This window comes from Micromonospora rubida (assembly GCF_009908295.1).
Taxonomy (GTDB): Bacteria; Actinomycetota; Actinomycetes; order Mycobacteriales; family Micromonosporaceae; genus Micromonospora; species Micromonospora rubida.
In genome coordinates, this window is sequence record NZ_JAAALO010000010.1 from 235,231 (window position 1) to 254,258 (window position 19,028).

Annotated in this window: 16 protein-coding genes and 1 tRNA gene; 11 read left to right on the plus strand and 6 right to left on the minus strand. The window is 73.1% G+C overall.

Annotated elements, in window-relative coordinates:
* Positions 1-159 precede the first annotated feature (159 nt).
* The 3 genes from GVV04_RS28040 to GVV04_RS28050 all read left to right on the plus strand — a co-directional run bounded on the left by GVV04_RS28040 (position 160) and on the right by GVV04_RS28050 (position 2,141).
* The gene (locus GVV04_RS28040; protein ID WP_161691989.1) at positions 160-699 is read left to right on the plus strand and encodes an aldose epimerase family protein; all 540 of its coding nucleotides are present in this window, start codon (positions 160-162) and stop codon (positions 697-699) included.
* A 103-nt stretch (positions 700-802) separates the two neighbouring features.
* The gene (locus GVV04_RS28045; protein ID WP_161691990.1) at positions 803-1,129 is read left to right on the plus strand and encodes a hypothetical protein; all 327 of its coding nucleotides are present in this window, start codon (positions 803-805) and stop codon (positions 1,127-1,129) included.
* Between the two features lie 85 nt (positions 1,130-1,214).
* Positions 1,215-2,141 carry an NADP-dependent oxidoreductase gene (locus tag GVV04_RS28050; protein ID WP_161691991.1) on the plus strand — a complete coding sequence of 309 codons (927 nt, stop codon included), beginning with the start codon at positions 1,215-1,217 and terminating at the stop codon, positions 2,139-2,141.
* A 76-nt stretch (positions 2,142-2,217) separates the two neighbouring features.
* Here GVV04_RS28050 and GVV04_RS28055 read toward each other — a convergent pair whose 3' ends face one another.
* Entirely contained in the window at positions 2,218-2,904 is a 687-nt protein-coding gene (locus GVV04_RS28055) for a hypothetical protein (RefSeq protein WP_161691992.1), read from the minus strand.
* A 248-nt stretch (positions 2,905-3,152) separates the two neighbouring features.
* Between GVV04_RS28055 and GVV04_RS28060 the strand changes: the two genes are divergently transcribed.
* On the plus strand, positions 3,153-3,746 hold the full coding sequence (locus GVV04_RS28060; RefSeq protein ID WP_328822611.1) for a copper resistance CopC family protein: 594 nt from the start codon (positions 3,153-3,155) through the stop codon (positions 3,744-3,746).
* A gap of 69 nt (positions 3,747-3,815) precedes the next feature.
* Here GVV04_RS28060 and gltX read toward each other — a convergent pair whose 3' ends face one another.
* The 3 genes from gltX to GVV04_RS28075 all read right to left on the minus strand — a co-directional run bounded on the left by gltX (position 3,816) and on the right by GVV04_RS28075 (position 7,964).
* Positions 3,816-5,225 (minus strand): glutamate--tRNA ligase, encoded by a 1,410-nt coding sequence (gene gltX, locus GVV04_RS28065; protein ID WP_161691994.1) that lies wholly within the window; start codon positions 5,223-5,225, stop codon positions 3,816-3,818.
* 98 nt (positions 5,226-5,323) lie between these two features.
* Complete coding sequence (locus GVV04_RS28070; RefSeq protein WP_161691995.1) at positions 5,324-6,601, minus strand: MFS transporter; 1,278 nt, start codon at positions 6,599-6,601, stop codon at positions 5,324-5,326.
* Between the two features lie 4 nt (positions 6,602-6,605).
* Positions 6,606-7,964, minus strand: coding sequence for a GH1 family beta-glucosidase (locus GVV04_RS28075; protein WP_161691996.1), 1,359 nt, complete (start codon positions 7,962-7,964; stop codon positions 6,606-6,608).
* 254 nt (positions 7,965-8,218) lie between these two features.
* Here GVV04_RS28075 and GVV04_RS28080 point away from each other — a divergent pair, with 254 nt between their 5' ends.
* Positions 8,219-8,665: an SRPBCC family protein gene (locus GVV04_RS28080; RefSeq protein ID WP_161691997.1), complete on the plus strand. Its 447-nt coding sequence runs from the start codon at positions 8,219-8,221 to the stop codon at positions 8,663-8,665.
* Positions 8,666-8,801: 136 nt separating this feature from the next.
* Here the strand turns inward: GVV04_RS28080 and aceE are convergent, their stop codons facing one another.
* Positions 8,802-11,540 carry a pyruvate dehydrogenase (acetyl-transferring), homodimeric type gene (aceE, locus tag GVV04_RS28085; protein WP_161691998.1) on the minus strand — a complete coding sequence of 913 codons (2,739 nt, stop codon included), beginning with the start codon at positions 11,538-11,540 and terminating at the stop codon, positions 8,802-8,804.
* A gap of 242 nt (positions 11,541-11,782) precedes the next feature.
* Here aceE and GVV04_RS28090 point away from each other — a divergent pair, with 242 nt between their 5' ends.
* The 6 genes from GVV04_RS28090 (at position 11,783) to GVV04_RS28115 (ending at position 16,838) form a co-directional block, all read left to right on the plus strand.
* The gene (locus tag GVV04_RS28090) at positions 11,783-12,196 is read left to right on the plus strand and encodes a hypothetical protein (protein ID WP_161691999.1); all 414 of its coding nucleotides are present in this window, start codon (positions 11,783-11,785) and stop codon (positions 12,194-12,196) included.
* 60 nt (positions 12,197-12,256) lie between these two features.
* Complete coding sequence (locus GVV04_RS28095) at positions 12,257-12,661, plus strand: secondary thiamine-phosphate synthase enzyme YjbQ (protein WP_161692000.1); 405 nt, start codon at positions 12,257-12,259, stop codon at positions 12,659-12,661.
* Positions 12,662-12,869: 208 nt separating this feature from the next.
* A complete protein-coding gene (locus GVV04_RS28100; RefSeq protein ID WP_161692001.1) occupies positions 12,870-15,548 on the plus strand; it encodes a transketolase C-terminal domain-containing protein in 2,679 nt (892 codons plus the stop codon).
* A 112-nt stretch (positions 15,549-15,660) separates the two neighbouring features.
* Positions 15,661-16,098 (plus strand): DUF3052 domain-containing protein, encoded by a 438-nt coding sequence (locus GVV04_RS28105; RefSeq protein WP_161692002.1) that lies wholly within the window; start codon positions 15,661-15,663, stop codon positions 16,096-16,098.
* Positions 16,099-16,217: 119 nt separating this feature from the next.
* Positions 16,218-16,685 (plus strand): peroxiredoxin, encoded by a 468-nt coding sequence (locus GVV04_RS28110; protein ID WP_161692003.1) that lies wholly within the window; start codon positions 16,218-16,220, stop codon positions 16,683-16,685.
* Positions 16,686-16,766: 81 nt separating this feature from the next.
* Positions 16,767-16,838 (plus strand) — tRNA-Val (locus GVV04_RS28115).
* 170 nt (positions 16,839-17,008) lie between these two features.
* On the opposite strand, the gene GVV04_RS28120 is transcribed toward GVV04_RS28115, so the two are convergent.
* Positions 17,009-17,911: an aminoglycoside phosphotransferase family protein gene (locus GVV04_RS28120; RefSeq protein ID WP_201754248.1), complete on the minus strand. Its 903-nt coding sequence runs from the start codon at positions 17,909-17,911 to the stop codon at positions 17,009-17,011.
* Positions 17,912-19,028 lie beyond the last annotated feature (1,117 nt).

Here is a 19,028-nt window from a genome sequence, read left to right on the forward strand (position 1 = left end):
GCCAGGCGCAGGTGCCCGGCGGCCTCGTCGGGGTGCCCCTGCCGGCTCCTGCGCGCCTGACCGGGTCCATCCTTCGGCGGACCCGGATCTCACCGTCCGCGCCGACGTCGGGGCCCGCGGCGGGCGGCATGCTGGACTCCGACGAACGGGGAGGTCGGCGTGCTGGTCGCGGTCATCATCGGGTGCGAGATCGGGTTCTGGGTGGTGCTCGCGGCGGGGCTGGTGGCCCGCTACCCGCTGCGGAGACCGCGCCTCGGCGCGGCGCTGCTGATCTGCGTACCCCTGGTCGACCTGGTGCTGCTCGCGGCGACCGCGCTGGACCTGCGGCGCGGCGCCACCGCAAACGTCACCCACGGCCTGGCCGCCGCCTACCTGGGCTTCTCGGTGGCCTTCGGACGCTCGATGGTCCGCTGGGCCGACCAGCGCTTCGCACACTGGTTCGCCGGCGGCCCGCCCCCGGTCCGGCCGCCCAAGCACGGCTGGGCGCGCACCCGCTACGAGTGGCGGGAGTGGGGCAAGGGGCTGCTGGGCTGGGCCGTCGCCTGCGCGCTGCTCGGCGCCGCGATCCTCTACGTGGACGACGCCGAGCGCACCCATGAGCTGTGGAACTGGATCCAGAAACTCACCCTCGCCATCGCGATCTGGCTGGTCGCCTTCCCGGTCTGGGAGACGATCTTGCCGCGTCGCCCCAAGCGCTGAGGTGGGGTACGCGCCGGACGACGCGTCGGCCCGCCCCAGTACGGTGACAGGGCACGCGGGCCGCAACCGGCCAGGCGCGACGGCGAGCTTGAGGAGACCGGGGATGGCGCACGGGGAGGCCGAGTACGGCTGCGCCCAGGGGGAGACCCGCCGGCCGGGCCACCACGACCCCCAGCCGACGGCCGAGCACCACCGCCGGCTCGCCGGCCCGGTCCACCCCGTCGAGCCGACCTCCGGCCGGGCCGCCGAGCGGGCCGAGGACGACGCGGTGCCCCGCCAGCGCACCCCCGAGCCAACCGCCGGCGAGCTGGCCCGCGCGGCGGCCTGTTGCAGCGACCTGCCCGGCTGGGCCGGCGCGCACCGGCACGGCCCGGTCCGCCCCCGGCACCGGGCGGTCCGCCAGGAACGCCCGCCGCGCCGCTGGTGCTGACAGCGGCCTGACGGCCTGCCGCCGGCCCGCCCCGTGGGCCGGCTCCGCCACCCGCGGCGACCCCGCAGCGGCTAGCGTGAGCAGGGTGAAGGCGATCGCGATCGACGAGTACGGCCCCGCCGACCGGCTCGCCGTGCGGGAGCTGCCCGACCCGCCGGTCGGGCCCGACACGGTGCTGGTGCGGGTGCGCGCGGCCAGTGTCAACCCGGTCGACTGGAAGATCCGCGAGGGGCACCTCGACGCGGCCATCCCCGCCCACTTCCCGCTGGTGCCCGGCTGGGACGCGGCCGGCGTGGTGGCCGCGGTGGGCCCGGCGGTGGTCGGGTTCGCCGTGGGCGACGAGGTGATCGGGTACGTCCGCCGCGACGACCTCCAGTACGGCACGTACGCGGAGCTGGTGCCGGCCCCGGAGCGGACGGTGGCGGACAAGCCGGTCCGCGCGTCCTGGGCGGAGGCGGCCGGGTTGCCGCTGGCCGGGCTCACCGCGTACCAGGCTCTCCAGCTCACCCGCACCGGGGCGGGGGACACCGTGCTGGTGCACGGCGCGGCCGGCGGGGTCGGGCACCTCGCCGTCCAGATCGCCCGTGCGCTCGGCGCCGGCAAGGTGATCGGCACGGCGGGCGAGGCCAACCACGACTTCGTCCGGTCGCTCGGCGCGGAGCCGGTCAGCTACGGCGACGGGCTGCTCGACCGGGTCCGCGCGGTCGCGCCCGACGGGGTGGACGTGGCCCTGGACCTGTTCGGCGGGGCGGCGCTGGACGTCTCGGCCGAGCTGCTGAACCGCCCCGCCCGGCTGGTCTCCACCGCCGACCCGGAACACGTAACCCGCCTCGGCGGCAGCTACCTGTTCGTCAGGCCGTCCACGGCGGACCTGAGCGTCCTGGCCGGGCTTGTCGACGCCGGTCGGCTCACCGTCCACGTGGCACGGTCGTTCCCGCTCGACCAGGCAGCCGAGGCGCAGCGCCTGGTCGAGCAGGGGCACGTCCGGGGCAAGGTGGTCCTGGAGATCTGACCCGCCGACCGCCAGGCCGGGCGGCTCAGCCTGCTCGGCGGGCATGGTTCAGCGGGTGTGGCTCAGCGGGTGCGGCTCAGCGGGTGCGGCGGCGGATCAGCAGCGCGATCCCGGCCAGCCCGAGGGTGATCACCAGCATCACCCCGACGTTGAGCAGCAGCAGCCGCTGCAACTCGTCGAGGGCCTCGTCGAGGTCCTGGCCCGGGTTCAGCGACTCGTCCGGGAGCACCCGCTCGCCGCCACCGCCGCCGCCGACCGTGTCGACCTGCTGCTCCAGCGGCACCCCGGCCGTGCGCAGGGCCTCCGACATGTTCAGCCGGCCGAGGAACCAGCCGGCCTTGGCCTTGGGGGACGGGCCCGGCTGCTTGGCCGGCCGGTGCACCCGTGGGCCGCCCTTGGCCAGCGGGTAGAGGTCGTACGTCTGGGTGGCGATCTCCCCGGCGAACACCACGACCGTGTACTTCGGGCCGAGGTCCTTCGCGGCCGGGCCGGACGGCGAGCCGGTGCGACCCAGCCAACTCACCTGGTCGATGACCGCGACCACCGCGGCGGGGTGGGTGGCGGCCCGCAGCCGCAGCGGCTCGGCGAGCCGGTCGCCGGTGATGTCCACACCGGCCGGCTGCGGCTTCGGGGCGGCCGGCACCGCGACGCGCGCCGGGCCGGCGGTCCGCGCCGGGCCGCCCGCGTGGGCCGGTCCCGTGAGGACCGCCGCCAGCAGCATCCCTGCGGCCAACGCGATCAGCCGCCTCACCTGTCGGACCATCGCCGCCTCCTCGCCCCGTTTCGATTTGGATGGCTTCACTGCGGGTCACGCGTTGGTCGGTCGATGGCGGTGACCATGCCCCCCGGGCGGGTGCCCACCTCTAAGACTGTGCGGAACGTCGATCAGTTGCAGCTACTGGATCGGGAATTGGAACTATCTGCGATCCTGGGCCGACTAACCAGTAAGCCGTTGATTAGCGGGCGGATAGTACCTTTCCGGAGGGGTTCATGGGGGGCACGTTCCCACGCGTGGCACGTACCTGGGTAGTGGTTCTCGGCGTGGCGCTCGGTGTGTCGCTGGCGATTCCGGCATCGCCGGCTTCGGCGCACAATTCGCTGACCGGCAGCAACCCGGAGAACGGCGCGCGGGTGGCCGCCGCGCCGCAGCGGATCGAGCTTCGCTTCCTGGCGAAGCCGGACCCGGGTACGACGAAGATCACATTGACCGGTCCGGACAACGTGGCAGCGCTCGGGGGCGAGCCCACCTTCTCCGGCAGCCGGGTGAGCGTCCCGTTCGCGCCCGGCGCCGCCGGCCTCTACGTCGTCGGGTACCAGGTCGCCTCGGGCGACGGCCACCCGATCAAGGGCGAGGTGCGGTTCACCCTCACCACCGGCACCCCGGCCCAGCCCCCCTCGTCGTCCCCCGCCGCGAGCGCCACCCCGACGGCCGTGCCGTCGTCACCGGCCGCCGCGGCGAGCCCGCCGGCGGCTGCCCCGGCCGCCGCCGAACGCTCGGACGACGACGACGGCGGTGCCGGCTGGCTCTGGGCGCTCGGTGGGCTCGTCGTCCTCGCGGCCCTCGCCGCCGGCCTCCTGCTGCGCCGCCGCTCGCCCCGCCCCTGACCCGGCGCACCCGGGCACCGACGGCGAAGGGGCCCGCCGGGTCACCGGCGGGCCCCTTCGCGTGTCAGGTCAGGGCAGGCGGAGACGCGCGGCGCGCAGCCGGGCGAGGGTGCGCTCGCGGCCGAGGACCTCCAGCGACTCGAACAGCGGCAGGCCCACGGTGCGGCCGGTGACCGCGACCCGGATCGGGGCCTGAGCCTTGCCGAGCTTGAGACCGCGCTCCGCGCCGACCGCCTCCAGCGTCGCCTTCAGCGAGCCGGCGTCCCACGACTCCAGCGCCTCGAACGCGACCACCGCCGCGTCCAGCAGCTCGGCCGCGCCCTCCTTCATCGCCTTGGCCCAGGCGGCCTCGTCGATCAGCGGCGAGGCCAGGAAGAGGAAGTCGACGTTCGGCACGATCTCGCTGAGCACGGCGATCCGGGTCTGGGCCAGGGGGGCGACCGCGGCGAACGCGTCCGCGTCGAACTCCTCCGGCTGCCACGGCGGCGGGGCGATGGTGTCGGTGCCGGTCAGCCACGGTTGGCAGGCCGCGATGAACTCGTCCACCGGCAGCGCCCGGATGTAGTCGCCGTTGAACGCGCGCAGCTTCTTCTCGTCGAAGAACGCGGGGGAGGGGTTGACCTCCGCCAGCCGGAACTCCTCCTCGATCACCGACCAGGGCACGATCTCCCGGTCGCCGGACGGCGCCCAGCCCAGCAGCATCAGGTAGTTGCGCATCGCGGCGGCGAGGTAGCCCTCGTCCCGGAACGCCTCCAGGGCGACCTTGTCCCGCCGCTTGGACAGCTTCTGCCGCTTCTCGTTGACCACCACCGGCACGTGCGCCCAGATCGGCGGGGTGACCCCGAGGGCGTCCCAGAGAAGCTGCTGCTTCGGGGTGTTGGGCAGGTGCTCCTCGGCCCGGATCACGTGGGTGATCCCCATGGTCATGTCGTCGACGACGTTGGCCAGCAGGAACACCGGCGAGCCGTCACCCCGGGCGATGACGAAGTCCTCGATCAGCTTGTTCTCGAAGGTCGGCTCGCCGCGGATCAGGTCGACCACCACGGTCTCGCCGGAATCGGGGGTCCGGAAGCGCAGCGCCCGTCCCTCGCCCGGCGTGAGGCCCCGGTCCCGGCAGAAGCCGTCGTAGCCCTGGTACTGCGAGCCGGTGCGGGCCTGCACGGCGTCGCGGGTGCAGTCGCAGTAGTACGCCTGGCCGGCCTCGAAGAGGCGCTGGGCGGCGGCGCGGTGCTCCCCGGCGTACGACGACTGGAAGTACGGGCCCTCGTAGCTGCCCCGGGCGATGCCGATCCAGTCCAGCGCCGAGAGGATGCCCTCGGTCCACTCCGGCTTGTTGCGGGCGGCGTCGGTGTCCTCGATGCGGAGCACGAACACCCCGCCCTGCTGCTTGGCGTAGATCCAGTTCTGCAGGGCCGAGCGGGCACCGCCGACGTGGAACATACCGGTCGGGGAAGGGGCGAAGCGCACACGTACCGTCACGTCCCCCAGCCTACGGCCGCCGGCCAGCGCTTTCCGCGAGGGGGCCAGGGCCTCTCCCCGGCGTCTTCCCCGAGCGGCCCGGGCCCTCTCCGGACGGGTCAGGCCACCGAGCGGATCTTGACGACCAGGACGCTGCCGAGCAGGGTGACCGCAGCGGTGGCCGCGTACAGGGTGGGGTAGCCGCCCAGGTGCACCACGAGCGGGGCGGACAGCGCCGGGCCGAGCACCTGCGGCGCGGAGTTGGCGATGTTGATCACCCCGAGGTCCTTGGCCCGGTCGGTGGCCGTCGGCAGCACCTCGGTGATCAGCGCCGCGTCGACGGACAGGTAGACGCCGTAGCCCGCGCCGAGCAGCAGCGCGGCGACCACGGCCATCGACCAGACCGGCGCGATGGCCAGCAGCGTCGCGGCCACCGCCATCACCACGCCAGAGGTGATCACGAAGATCTTCCGTCGCCCGGACCGGTCGGACAGCCGACCGGCGACCACGGCGGTGAGGATCATCCCGAGGGTGTAGAGCAGGATCAGGATCAGCAGCCCGCCCTCGGGATCGGGGTGGCGCACCCCGTCGGTGAGGAAGTACAGCAGGTACAACGTGCCCAGCGCGTTGCCGAGCTGGACCAGGAACCGGGTGATCCAGGCCCAGGCGAAGTCGGGGTGCCGGCGCGGGCTGATCCACATCGAGGCGAGCAGCGTGCGCAGCCGCAGCGCCGGGCGGTGCTCCCGGGGCAGCGGGTCGTCGGCGGTGAGCAGCGCGAACGGCAGCGACAGCAGCAGCACGGCCAGTGCGACCGCGGCGTACCCGGCGGCGTTGCCGGTCACCAGGGCGGTCACCAGCACCGCGCCGAGCACCAGGCCGAGCGACTGCGGGATGCCGATCCAGCCGGAGACGCCACCGCGCTGCGCCACCGGCACCCGGTCCGGGATGCCGGCGGTGAGGCTGGCCAGCATCGCGTTGAAGCAGACCTGGGCGGCCACCCAGCCGACCGCCACCCCGGCGATCGTGTTCTGCCGGGCCAGCAGCAACAGGGCGAGCGCGCCGAGGACCGCGCCGCCGGCCGTCCAGACGTGCCGGCGGCCCAGCTCCCGGCCGCCCAGCCGCAGGCAGGTCCGGTCCGACAGCGCCCCGGCGAGCGGGTTGGCCAGCACGGCGGCGAGCGCGCCGAGGCCGGTGACCACGGCGAACATGGCCTCCTTGTCGCCCGGCGCGATCCGCTCGATCTGCTGGGGCAGCAGCACCTGGATGGGGGTGAAGAAGGCCATCCACACCCCGAGGTTCGCCGCGAAGATCAGCGAGATCCAGCCCCGCCGCACCGGCGCGACCGGCTCGGCGAGCGCCGCCGGCAGCGCGGCCGGCGGCGGGTCGACGGTGGTCACGGCCCTACTTCGCGTTCGGTGTCGCGGGGCCCGCCGGCCGGGTGACGGCGTCGCGGAACCAGGCGTACGAGGACTTGGGCGTGCGGGCCCCGGTGGCGAAGTCGACGTGCACCAGGCCGAAGCGCTTGGTGAAGCCCTCCGCCCACTCCCAGTTGTCCAGTAGCGACCAGACGAAGTACCCGGTCACGTCCACGCCGTCGTCGATCGCCGCCCGCACGGCGCGCAGGTGCCCGTCCAGGTAGGTGATCCGCTCCGGGTCGTGGACCCGGCCGTCGGCGTCCGGCGCGTCGTCGTAGGCGCAGCCGCTCTCGGTGATCTGGATCGGCGGCAGCCGGTCGCCGTACCGGTCGCGCAGGCCGGTGAGCAGCTCGCGCAGCCCTTCGGGCGCGACCGGCCAGTCGAACGAGGTGCGCGGATAGCCGGTCAGCTCGACCAGCTCGAACGGCAGCGGCGAGTCCGCGTCGGCGGCCCGTACGCCGGTCGGGTTGTAGTAGTTGACGCCGAGCACGTCGATCGGCGCGGCGATCACCGCGAGGTCGTCGGCGTGGACGGTCCCCGGGTCGAGGTCGAGGGCGTCGGGGTAGCCGAGGCCGAGCAGGGGGTCGGTGAACAGCCGGTTGTGCAGCGCGTCGTACGCGTCGGCGGCGGCCCGGTCGGCGTCGGTGTCGCCGGCCACCCGCACGGGCGAGTAGTTGTTGGTGATGGCCACCGGGCTCGTGGTGCGGGCGCGCAGCGCGGCGACGGCGAGGCCGTGCCCGAGGAGCTGGTGGTGGGCCACCGGGAACGCGTCGAACAGCAGCGTCCGGCCGGGGGCGTGCTGGCCGGTGCCGTAGCCGAGGCTCATCTGCACGAACGGCTCGTTGAGGGTGATCCACAGCTTGACCCGGTCGCCGAGCCGGGCGGCCACCAGGTCGGCGTACTCCGCGAACCGGGCGGCGGTGTCCCGGTTCAGCCAGCCGCCCGCGTCCTCCAGCGGCTGCGGCAGGTCCCAGTGGTACAGGGTGGCCACCGGGTCGATGCCGGCGGCGGCCAGGTCGTCGACGAGCCGGTCGTAGAAGTCCAGGCCGGCGGCGTTGGCCGGGCCGGTGCCGCCGGGCTGGACCCGGGGCCAGGCGACCGAGAACCGGTACGCCGACACGCCGAGCCCGGCCATCAGCGCGACGTCCTCGCCGGGCCGGTGCCAGTGGTCGCAGGCGACGTCGCCGGTGCTGCCGTCGGCGACCAGCCCCGGGGTGTGCGCGAAGGTGTCCCAGATGGACGGACCGCGTCCGGCGGCCGTCGTCGCCCCCTCGATCTGGTAGGCGGAGGTGGCGACGCCCCAGCGGAATCCGGCCGGGAACTCGGGCAGCGGCTCGGTGGTCATGCACCCTCCAGGCGAGTCGAGAACCGACGGCGTTCGCGGTCGACGGGTACGCCGGCAGCGCGACCCGCAGGACGCCCGCGAAACGCGAAACGTGCTCGGACTCTAGGCCCCCGACCGTCGTTCGCGCCATAGGCGGCCGGCGATCGGCGCGCAAGGGTTTTCGGCGTGTCTTTTCCGAAGAAGTCCTAGTAAGTCCGTTTTCATGCATAGAGTGCGGAATATCGCGGATGTCCTCAGTGGGGGAAAGAACCAAAATGATCCTCGTGGAACGCAGTACGCACGTGGCGGCGCCGGTGGAAGCGGTCTGGGAAGTCGTCCAGCGGGCCGAGCAGTTGCCGGCCTGGCTGGCGGGGGTCCGCGCGGCCGAGGTGCTCTCGGGGGAGGGCTTCGGTCGCCGGCAGCTGGTCCAGGCCGGGCGCGGGTCGGCCCACGAGGCCGAGGTGATCGCCTACCAGGAGCCGAACCTGATCGGCTGGCGGGAGCGCGCCAAGGGCGCCGGGGCCCGGGCCGAGGCCCGGACCGAGATCTACGTCCAGCTCACCGGGGACGAGGAGAAGGGCGGGACCGTCGTGCGGCTCATCGTCGTACGCTGGCCGGCCGGCCCGGTCAAGGCCGCCCTGCTCCGGCTCGGGTTGCGTCGGGTCGGCGCCGACCTGGAGGACTCGCTGGCCCGGCTCACCGATCTGGCCGCCGTCGGCTGAGGGCCGCGTCCTGAGGCGTCACCCGCGACGGCGGTGGTCCGGCGTCCCCGCCAGGGGCGTCCGGGCCACCGCCGAGTTGCGAAAACGGAAGGGCCCGGCGCGGTGATCACCGCGCCGGGCCCTGTGCTCGCCGGCCCTAGCTGTCGCCGCCGGTCTCGCCCACCGGCGCCGCGTTCACGTCGTCGATCGCGTACTTCTTGGCCGCCTCGGCCGGAACCGTGGCCGGCACCGTGCCGCGCAGCGCGAGCTGCCGCAGCGTCGCGACCACCACCGACTCGGCGTCGACGTGGAAGTGCCGGCGCAGCGCGTGCCGGGTGTCGGACATGCCGAACCCGTCCGTGCCGAGCGAGGTGTAGTCGCCCGGCACCCAGCGGGCGATCAGGTCCGGCACCGCGCGCATCCAGTCGCTGACCGCGACCTTCGGCCCGTCGGCGTCGGCCAGCTTCTGCTGGATGTACGGCACCCGCTGCTCCGCGCCCGGGTTGAGCAGGTTGTGCTCCTCGCACTGCACCGCGTCGCGGCGCAGCTCGGCCCAGGAGGTCACCGACCAGACGTCGGCGGCCACCCCCCAGTCCTGGGCGAGCAACTGCTGGGCCTTGAGCGCCCACTGCATGCCGGTGCCGGAGGCCAGGACGTTGGCCTTCGGGCCGTCGACCTGCGGGGCGGGGGAGTAGCGGTAGATGCCCTTGAGCAGGCCCTCGACGTCCACGTCCGCCGGCTCCGCCGGCTGGTGGATCGGCTCGTTGTAGATCGTCAGGTAGTAGAAGATGTTCTCCGGCTGCTCCCCGTACATCCGGTGCAGGCCGTTCTCCACGATGTGCGCCAGCTCGAACGCGAACGCCGCGTCGTAGGCGACCACCGCCGGGTTGGTGGCGGCGAGCAGCAGCGAGTGGCCGTCCTCGTGCTGGAGGCCCTCGCCGTTGAGCGTGGTCCGCCCGGCGGTCGCGCCGAGCACGAAGCCCCGCGCCATCTGGTCGGCCGCCGCCCAGAAGCCGTCGCCGGTGCGCTGGAAGCCGAACATCGAGTAGAAGATGTACAGCGGGATCATCGGCTCGCCGTGGGTGGCGTACGCGGTGCCGGCGGCGGTGAACGAGGCCACCGAGCCGGCCTCGTTGATGCCCTCGTGCAGGATCTGCCCGGTCGTCGACTCCTTGTACGACAGGAACAGCTCCCGGTCGACCGAGGTGTACCGCTGGCCGTGCGGCGAGTAGATCTTCTGCGTCGGGAAGAGCGAGTCCATGCCGAAGGTGCGGGCCTCGTCCGGGATGATCGGCACCCAGCGCTTGCCGAACTCCTTGTCCTTCATGATGTCCTTGAGCAGGCGGACGAAGGCCATCGTGGTGGCCACCTTCTGCTTGCCGGAGCCGCGCTTGACGTCGGCGAACCGCTCGCTGCCCGGGATCGCCAGGGCCTTGCCGGCGGTCCGCCGGGACGGCAGGTAACCGCCGAGCTGCTGCCGCCGCTCCTTCAGGTACGCGATCTCGTCGGACTTGTCGCCCGGCTGGTAGTACGGCGGGAGGTAGGGGTTCTCCTCCAGCGTCTTGTCCGAGATGTCCAGGTAGAGGCGGTCGCGGAAGAGCTTCAGGTCCTCCAGCGTCAGCTTCTTCATCTGGTGGGTCGCGTTGCGGCCCTCGAAGTGCGAGCCGAGCGTCCAGCCCTTGATCGTCTTGGCCAGGATCACCGTCGGCTGGCCGGTGTGCTCCGTCGCCGCCTTGTAGGCCGCGTAGAGCTTGCGGTAGTCGTGGCCGCCCCGCTTGAGGTTCCAGATCTCGTCGTCGCTGAACCCCTCGACCATCTTCCGGGTCCGCTGGTCGCGGCCGAAGAAGTGCTCCCGCACGTACGCCCCGGACTCCGCCTTGTAGGTCTGGTAGTCGCCGTCGGGCGTGGTGTTCATCAGGTTGACCAGCGCGCCGTCGGTGTCGGCGGCGAGCAGCGGGTCCCACTCGCGGCCCCAGACCACCTTGATGACGTTCCAGCCGGCGCCCCGGAAGAACGCCTCCAGCTCCTGCATGATCTTGCCGTTGCCCCGGACCGGCCCGTCGAGCCGCTGGAGGTTGCAGTTGATCACGAAGGTGAGGTTGTCCAGCTCCTCGCGGGCGGCCACGCCGATCGCGCCGAGCGACTCCACCTCGTCCATCTCGCCGTCGCCGAGGAACGCCCAGACGTGCTGCTGCGAGGTGTCCTTGATGCCCCGGTGGTGCAGGTACCGGTTGAACCGGGCCTGGTAGATCGCGTTCATCGGGCCGAGGCCCATGGAGACCGTCGGGAACTCCCAGAAGTCCGGCATCAGCCGCGGGTGCGGGTACGACGGCAGGCCGCCGCCCGGGTGGGACAGCTCCTGGCGGAACCCGTCGAGCTGGTGCTCGCTCAGCCGCCCCTCCAGGTACGCGCGCGCGTACATGCCGGGGGAGGCGTGGCCCTGGTAGAAGATGTGGTCGCCGCCGCCCGGGTGGTCCTTGCCCCGGAAGAAGTGGTTGAAGCCCACCTCGTAGAGCGACGCCGAGCTGGCGAAGGTGGAGATGTGCCCGCCGACGCCGATCTCGGGGCGCTGCGCGCGGTGCACCAGCATCGCCGCGTTCCACCGGATGTACGCCCGGATTCGCCGCTCGATGTGCTCGTCACCCGGGAACCACGGCTCGCGCTCCGGCGGGATGGTGTTGATGTAGTCGGTGGTGGTCAGGGACGGCACCCCGACCTGACGCTCGCGCGCCCGCTCCAGCAGACGCAGCATGACGTACCGGGCGCGCTTGGTTCCGCGCTCGTCGATCACTCCGTCGAGCGACTCGACCCATTCGCCGGTCTCTTCGGGGTCGATGTCCGGAAGCTGGCTCGGCAGACCGGCGGTGATCACCGGGCGCTTGCGTTCCGTGGCCACAGGCGTTCCCTCGGTTGTGTGTGGGACAGGTCTCTAGATGCCATCCTGCCTCCTCCCGGCGGTGATCGTCACGCCTGCCCTCCCCAGACGCGATGCTGAACACAGGTACCCGTCGGTAACATTCGGTTCGCCGCTCCACCCGAACCCGGGCCGGCCCCGGCCGGAACGGCCCGGCCCGCGTCCCGGGATTGCCCCCCGACCGACGCGTTGGGCGGGTTGCCCACGCCCCCTACCGTCGGGACATGACGATGCTGCGGGCGGTGGCGGGCGCACTCGTACTGGTCGGCGGGCTCATCCTCCTGCTGGCGCTGATCGGGCTCGCCGGCGGCGAGCTCGACGCGGCCCTGGCCGGGGTGCTCGGCCTGGCCCTGCTGGCGGTGGGCCTGGTGCTGTTCGGCCGGGCGGGTCACCGGCGCGGCGGGTACCGCCGCCCCGCCGCGGGCGAGCCGGCCGGCCTGTACGGCTCCGGCACGTACGGCGCGGGTGCCGGCGCGGACCACTCGGTCGGCGGCCACTGGGGCGACTCGGGCGACTCGGGGCCGGGGGACTCCGGCGGCGGTTGGTCGGGCGGCGGTGACCACTCCGGCTCCGGCTGGTCGGGCGGGGACTCGGGCGGTTGGTCGGGCGGCGGCGACAGCGGGGGCGGCGGAGGCTGATGACCGCCGTCCTTCGGTGGCTGCCGGCGGGCCCGCCGCGGCTCGGGCAGAATGCGCCGTATGCGCACCGAGGTGATCACCGTCCAGACCGGGTCCCGGCCGACCGTCCGGGACATCACCGCCGAGGCTGAGCGGTTCGTCTCCGGCCAGGGCGACGGCCTGCTGCACGTCTTCGTGCCGCACGCCACCGCCGGCCTGGCGTTGATCGAGACCGGCTCGGGCTCCGACGACGACCTGCTGCGGGCGCTGGACGACCTGCTGCCCACCGACGACCGCTGGCGGCACCGGCACGGCTCGCGGGGGCACGGGCGGGACCACGTCCTGCCCGCCTTCGTCCCGCCGTACGCGACCCTGCCGGTGGTCGACGGGCGGCTGGCGCTGGGAACCTGGCAGTCGATCTGCCTGGTCGACACGAACGGCGACAACCCCACCCGCAAGGTCCGCCTCTCGTTCCTGCCGGGCTGACCCGTGGGCCCGTCCCGCGCACCGGCTCAGGCGCCGACCGGGTGATGTCAGACTCCCGACTGCTCTCGGGCTCACCGGCACCGAGCTGGCCACCCCGCGCGAGCTGGTGTGGAAGGTCTCCGACGGCGGTTGCCCGCAGCGGTGCGCGGAGGACTGAGCCGCCCCGGGCGGATCGTGTCCGAGTGGGCGAGCGGGCGTCGAGTCGGTAATGCTGTCCGACGTGACCACCGCGCAAGATCTCGACGACAGGTTCCGGGAGACCCTCGCCAAACTGGTCGCCGCGCCCCGGCGACGTGACCCGGCCGAGCCCGTCCGCGACGGCACGGCGCTGACCGGGGCGCAACTGCTGGACCTCTTCGACGCCCAGGTCACCAGCCGGCAACTCGACCTCGCCGGGCGGTGGCTGCGCAGCTTCGGCGAGGGCTTCTACACCATCGGGTCGGCCGGCCACGAGGGCAACGCGGCGGTCGCCGCCGCCCTGCGGCCCGGCGACCCCGCCCTGCTGCACTACCGCTCGGGCGCGTTCTACTGCCTCCGGGTCGCCCTGGCCGCCGGCCGGACCGCCTTTCCCGACTCAGCCGTCCCCGACCCGACCGGGAACACCGGTGAGGGCGGCCCGGCCGACCACGCCGGCCCCGGCCGCCCAGGCCCCGAAGCCGCAGGCCCCGCCGCCGCAGACCCCGGCGTCCCAGACGCCGCCGCCGAGGACGCCGCCGCCGAGGACACCGCCGACACCGACGCCGACGGCCCCGACGCCGGCCTGGCCGGCCCGGCCAGTCCGATCAGCCCGGCCACCGGGGTTCACCCGGCCGGCGCGGTCCGCCCGAGCGGCGCGGCCGGCCCGTCGGCCGACCCCGTGGCGCGGGGCGACGCCGCCGAGGGGGCCGGCCCGGCCGGGGAGATCGGCCCGGAGGACGCGTACGCCGAAGCGGCCCGGGACGTGCTGCGCGGCATGGTCGCCTCCGCCCGGGAGCCGATCGCCGGGGGCCGGCACAAGGTCTTCGGCCGGGCCGACCTCGCCGTCGTCCCCACCACCTCCACCATCGCCTCGCACCTGCCCCGGGCGGTCGGCGCGGGCCTGGCCCTGGAGCGGCTGCGCCGGCGTGACCCGGCCGGGCGGCCGACCGGTGCGGACCCGGTCGGCGACGTCGGGCAGCCACCCCGCTCGCCTTGGCCGCCGGACGCCATCGTGGTCTGCTCGTTCGGGGACGCCTCGGTCAACCACGCCAGCGCCACCGCCGCGTTCAACACCGCGGGCTGGTACGACCACACCGGGCTGCGCATCCCGGTGCTCTTCGTCTGCGAGGACAACGGCCTCGGCATCAGCGTCCGTTCGCCCAGGGGCTGGGTGGAGGCGACGCTGCGGGCCAAGCCGGGCATCCGCTACTTCGCCGCCGACGGAACCGACCCGGTGCAGTCGTACGAGGCGGCGGTGGAGGCGGCCGGCTGGGTGCGCCGGCACCGGCGGCCGGCCGTGCTGCACCTGTCCACCGTACGGCTGATGGGACACGCCGGGGCCGACGCGGAGGCCGCGTACCGCCGCCCCGGGGAGCTGACCACGGACCTGGCGCGGGATCCGCTGCTGGCCACCGCGCGGCTGCTGGTCTCCGCCGGCGTGGCCACCGCCGAGGAGTTGCTGACCCGCTACGACGAGCGCGGCTGGCAGGTACGCCGGATCGCCGAGGAGGTGCTCGGCGAGCCGAAACTCGCCTCCGCGGCCGAGGTGGTCGCCGAGATCGCGCCCCGGCGGCCGGCCCGGGTGGCCCGCGCGGTGGCCGACGCGGCGACCCGGGCCGCCGGGCCCGGCGCGGTCGCCCGGGCCGAGGCGTTCGGCGGTCGGCTGCCCGAGTCGGCCGGCCCGCTCACCCTGGCCCAGAGCATCAACGCCGCCCTCGCCGACGGCATGCTCGACCACCCCGGGATGGTCCTCTTCGGCGAGGACATCGCCGCCAAGGGCGGGGTGTACGGGGTGACCAAGGGGCTGCGCGACCGGTTCGGCGCGGCCCGGGTCTTCGACACCCTGCTCGACGAGACCTCGATCCTCGGGCTCGGGCTGGGCGCCGGGCTGGCCGGGCTGCTGCCGGTGCCAGAGATCCAGTACCTGGCGTACCTGCACAACGCCGAGGACCAGCTCCGCGGCGAGGCGGCCACCATGCGGTTCTTCTCCTCGGGCGCGTTCCGCAACCCGATGGTGGTCCGGGTGCCCGGGCTGGCGTACCAGGAGGGCTTCGGCGGGCACTTCCACAACGACAACTCCCTCGCCGTGCTCCGCGACGTGCCGGGGCTGGTGGTCGCCGTGCCGGCCCGCCCGGACGACGCCGGGCCGATGCTGCGCGCCTGCCTGGCGAGCGCGGCGGTGGACGGCAGCGTGTGCGTCTTCGTCGAGCCGATCGCGCTCTACCACACCCGCGACCTGTACGCCGAGGGCGACGGCGAGTGGCTGGCCGACTATCCGGAGCCGGAGGAGTGGGCGGCCGGGCACGCCCCGGTCGGGCGGGCCCGGGTGTACGGCGTGGGCTCGGCCGAGGACGTCACCATCATCACCTTCGGTAACGGCGTGCGGATGTCGTTGCGCGCCGCCGCCGCCCTCGCCGACGAGGGGGTCGGCATCCGGGTGGTGGACCTGCGCTGGATCGCGCCGCTGCCGGTCGCGGACATCGTCCGGGAGGCCTCCGTGACCGGCCGGGTGCTGGTCGTGGACGAGACGCGCCGGTCCGGCGGGGTCGGGGAGGGGGTGCTCGCGGCGTTGGTGGACGGGGGGTATGTCGGGGCGGCGCTCCGGGTGGCGGCAATTGACTCGTTTGTACCATTAGGCCCGGCAGCGCACCAGGTGCTGGTCTCCGAGAAGGCCATCACCCAGGGTGCCCGTACGCTGCTGGCACGGTAAATTCCGATCCACCCGGTGCGCCACTTGCGCGGGGAGCCACGAGTGTGTGGACTTTGCCTGACGGCATCGCAACGATGCCGCGAGCAGGGACGAGATGAGGAGGCACGCGACAGTGAGCGCGACCGCTGGTCAGGCCGCCGACGGGGTACGCAGCCTGGCGGACCGGTTCGGGATCGAGCCGGGGATGGTCGTCATGGAGATGGGGTACGACGAAGACGTCGACCAGGATCTCCGGGACGCCCTGACCGACCGCTGTGGAGATTTGGCCGACGAGGACACCGACGAGGTGGTCGACGCGGTGCTGGTGTGGTACCGCGACGGTGACGGTGATCTCTTCGAACTCCTCGTCGACGCCCTCGGCCCGCTGGCCGACAACGGCGTCGTGTGGCTGCTGACGCCCAAGGCCGGGCGGGAGGGTCACGTCGAGCCGAGCGAGGTCGCGGAGTCCGCGCCCACCGCTGGCCTCCAGCAGACCTCCACGGTCAACGCCGGCCGAGACTGGAGCGGCGCCCGCCTGGTGCTGCGCCGGGGCGCGAAGGCCAAGAAGTAGCAGCAGCGGCCCCGCCCGGGGCAAGATCGGGCAGCAGCCCTCCGCCACCACACCCGCAGCCCCGGCCGCCGGGTGTGGTGGCAGGCTGGTGCCACCCTGACTCGACCTGAGGAGCTTGCATGCCGATCGAGGTTGGCGCCGACGCGCCGGACTTCGTGCTCAAGGACCAGAACAACCAGGAGGTCCGGCTGTCGGACTTCCGTGGCAAGCGCACCGTGCTGCTGGTCTTCTACCCGCTCGCCTTCACCGGCATCTGCCAGGGCGAGCTCTGCGAGGTGCGGGACAACCTCAACGAGTACGTCAACGACGACGTGCAGGTGCTCACCGTCAGCGTGGACTCGGTCTACAGCCACAAGATCTGGGCCGACAAGGAGGGCTACCAGTTCCCGCTGCTGGCCGACTTCTGGCCGCACGGCGCGGTGGCCCAGGCGTACGGCGTGTTCAACGACGTCGCCGGCATCGCCAACCGGGGCACCTTCGTGATCGACAAGGCCGGCGTCGTCCGGTTCGCCGAGATGAACATGCCGGGCGAGGCGCGCGACCAGCAGGGTTGGCGCAAGGCCCTCGCCGAGGCCGTCGCCGCCTGATCCCACCCAGGCACACCGGCGCGTCGGGCCGGGGCCGGCAGGGTAGGATTGCCGGACTCCGGCCCGCCACGCGGGCGTTCGGGGCGCGTAGCTCAGTGGGAGAGCACTCGCCTTACAAGCGAGGGGTCGCAGGTTCGAAACCTGCCGCGCCCACACTCTGACCAGCACGAGAACGGGCCGCCGGGTGACCGGCGGCCCGCTGTCGTCTCAGTTCGTCGCGTTCCAGCTGCTGTGTCTGCCGGCCCCAACATCAGGGTTCGTCGCGTGCCGCCTCTGCGACTGGCGGGTCCGCTGAGCGCGGAGCCACTCGCTGGCAGTGGCACTCACGTCAGTTCGGCGATCACTGCGCGGACCATCCGGCGGCCGTGCTCGGCCATGCGGGGAAAGGTGTGCCGGTAGTGGTCGATGCCCGTCAGCGACGGTGCGAGGGCCCAGCCGCAGGCGCGGTGCCAGGTGGCGTCGTCGTACTCGACTGCCTTCCGGTACGCGTCCCGGGCCGCGCCGGTGAAGGTCCACAGCGCCGGTGCCACGTCTGGTGCCGGGTCGCCGACACCGAGTGCCCCGAAGTCGACGACCGCGGCCAGCCGGCCGGCGTCGGTGATCAGGTTGCCCGGCTGCAGGTCGCCGTGGATCCATACGGGGTCTCGGTCCCAGTCGGGAGCGGCGAGGCAGGCGTCCCAGGCGGCCTCGGCCGCGGCCACGTCGAAGCCGTCGTCATGCTCGGCGAGGCGAGGCAGCACACGGCGGACGTTCGCGTCGACGTGGCGCAGGGCGGCCCCGCGGGAACCCGGTGGCTTGACCGGGCCTCCGGCAGGATCCACCCGGCGCAGGGCGTGGACGAAGGCCGCCACGTCGCGGGCCAGGGGTACGTCGTCGCAGCCGAGGCGGGGCGGTGTATCGCCCGGAACCCACGGCACCACCGTCCACCGCCACGGATAGCCCGCGCCCGGCTCGCCGATGTGCAGCGGAACGGGAATCCGCACCGGCAGGTGAGGCGCCAACACGGGCAGCCATCGAGCATCAGAATCGGCTTGGTCGACCGCCGAGGCAATCTTGGGCGTACGGGCGACGAGGTCGTTGCCGATCCGGAACAGTACGTGGTCGGTGCCCTCCAACTCGTCGGCCAAGTTTGTAACGGGAAGGTCGGCCCACTGCGGACACTGGGCCGCCACCAGGCGGCGCATCTGACCGACGGTGGCTCGGACCTCGTTATCGTGGATGGGCACGACCGGCACGGTAATGCGGTGAGGTGGCGCGGTGCCAACCGATTAGAGCCTGTGTCGAAGTCGGCCTGTCTCGGCTCGGCTCGCGCGCTGTCGGCTCGGCGTGGATGAGAGCGGGGTGGGGTTCGCCGGGGGCCGGCCCGCTCCGGGCCGTTCGGGCTTGCTCCCTGCGCGGACGGATCCTGGCCCCCCCGCGTGGGTCTAGGCCCACACGAGCGCACACGAGCGCGTTGGGTCGCGTTGAATCGGGGAGCAAGATCGTGCTCGATCAGGGGCAGTGGGGCCTCGTTGCGGGGAGGAGGCCCCACTTTCCGGGATCGAGCACGATCTTGCATGCCTGGTCGGTCGCCGACGGTCCCTGGGAGGCCGCTCGGCCCCGGAACGCTGCGGAACTGGTGGATCTCCCCTCATCGTCAGGGCAGCGGCGGTCTCGGTTGGTGGCGTGCGCGCTTGTCTCCGCCGGAGACGTGGCAGTGCGTCTCCCGCACTTCTACAGGGCACTACTCCGGCACTGCACTTTGCCTACGCTCGCAGCGTTGGGCGTCAGCCCCATCGCCGCTTGGCCGCTCTCGTAGCTCGTTGTGAATCGTCTCAGTTCTCGTCTTGTTCACTGACGTTCAGGGCGGGCCGGGAGCGGCGGTAAATGTCGATCTTTCCTGGTGATGGATGCCGGCGGACCTCGGTGGACGGAGCGTCACGGAACTTACAAGCGAGGGGTCGCAGGTTCGAAACCTGCCGCGCCCACAAACCCCCCTCCACCTCCGGAGACACGGGCAGAGGGGCACAACTCGAAAGAGCCTGATCGGTCGGACAGGACTCGCTTACTTAGTTCACCGATCATCGAAACAACGCCTTCCGACTCCTTCCCGAGAAGCCTCGGGGCGCGGAAACGGCCCACCGCAGCCAGCACCACCGTGCCGCGCTGCCGCTCCGCCCCCTGAATCGGCAGCGGACGAACGGCACGCGAGTGCTGTGTGGAGGTGACGGCCATGGGGTCGCGTCCACGGAAGTGGTGTACGACTTGCCCGTGATGGGCGTGTTGCGTAGATGAGAGACGGCCACCGCGCGATCCTTCGAGACGGCAAAGTCCGAGTGAAGGAGAGTGATGCGCGATGGCCGC